The 1,313-nt window shown below is 70.4% G+C and carries 1 protein-coding gene and 1 pseudogene; one reads left to right on the top strand and one right to left on the bottom strand.

Annotated elements, in window-relative coordinates:
• Window positions 1-446 (bottom strand): mannose-6-phosphate isomerase, class I (gene manA / locus OOT08_RS12360; RefSeq protein WP_325093043.1); only part of this gene is annotated, 446 nt, incomplete at its 3' end.
• 93 nt (window positions 447-539) lie between these two features.
• Between manA and OOT08_RS12355 the strand changes: the two are divergent.
• Window positions 540-1,313 (top strand): annotated as a pseudogene (locus OOT08_RS12355) (O-antigen ligase family protein); the annotation flags it as partial.

The following is a 1,313-nucleotide window of genomic DNA, read 5'->3' as shown; positions in this document are numbered from 1 at the left end:
TCATCGAGCGAGCGGAAGCCGCAGAGCGCCCGGAAGCGATTGTCCAGGGCGACGACCATCTCCGGCTTGTGGTTCCGGTCCCGGTAGTTCCGGGTCGGGGCGTCCCGGGGGACGTCCGTGGCCTCCTCGGCGGCGAAGCCGAGTGTGGCCTGGGCCCGGGTCGGATGCACTTGCAGGGACAGCGGGGAGGCGATCGCGAGGAGTTTGAGCAGGAACGGGAGCCCGGCGCCGTCCACGCCGTAACGCTCCGGGTCGCTCCGGATCAGGTCGATGAGGGTCTGCGCGGTGGGGGTGGCCTTCGCGACCTCGGCGGGGTCCCCGGGGTGGCTGCCCAGCCAGAGCTCTGCCTGCGGGGCGCCCGTCGGCGAGGTGCCGAGCATCTCGGGCAGCGCATCCGTCGAACCCCAGGCGTAGTCCCTGGGGGTATTCCCGATAAAAACGAACACTGGTGTCTTTCCGTGTGTGCCGCGCTCGCGCGCGGTCAGGTCGTTCGGTGCGGGTAACCGCGTCCGAATCCAGCAGGCTCTACACTACAGAGTGTGACTGCGGCCAAAACCAGACTCGCGATCAGCGCGCTCGCGATCGTTGATTTCGTGTTCCTCCTCGGGGGGAACGCGGTCCGCTACGCGACCGGCTGGGTGGGCTTTGTCGCCCTCGCCCTGATCCTGCTCGCGCTCAACCTGTGGATGCTCCTGCGCGAGCGCCCGCGGAGCCTGCGCTGGTACCGCCTGCCCGCGCCGCTCACCCTCTTCCTCGCGCTCGCGACCCTGTCGATCCTGTGGTCGCAGTACCGCGCCGAGTCCGTGATCGGCGTGCTCGCGCAGCTCAGCACCACGCTGGCCGCGGTCGCGCTCGCCTTCGTGCTCACCTGGCCGGAGTTCCTGCGCACCCTTGGCACTGCCCTGCGCTATCTGATCGGCGGCTCGCTCGTCTTCGAGCTCATCGTTTCGCTGTGGGTGCGGCACCCGCTCCTGCCCTGGTGGCAGGAGGTGCCTGAGGGCAAGGTGTCGAAGCTGCTCTACTGGAGCCGCGATCTGCTCTTCGAGGGCGGCCCGATCCAGGGGCTCCTCGGCAACTCGGCCATGTTCGGTTTCCTCGCCCTGCTCGGGCTCATCGTGTTCGGGGTGCAGCTGCGCGCCGGGCTCGTGCGCCCCGTGCCGGGCTGGTTCTGGGTCGGCGTCGCCGTGCTCAGCCTCGCCCTGACCCGGGCCGCGACCGTGACGGTCGCCCTGCTCATCGTGCTCGTCGCGCTCGGCTTCGCGCTCTGGGCGCGGCGGCTCACCCCGGCCGGCCGCGTGCCCCTGTACGCCACC

It is taken from the genome of Leucobacter sp. M11 (assembly GCF_035726885.1).
GTDB lineage: Bacteria > Actinomycetota > Actinomycetes > Actinomycetales > Microbacteriaceae > JAPFRB01.
Note: the sequence above shows the minus strand (reverse complement) of the source record. Positions and strands in the feature narration are given on the sequence as shown.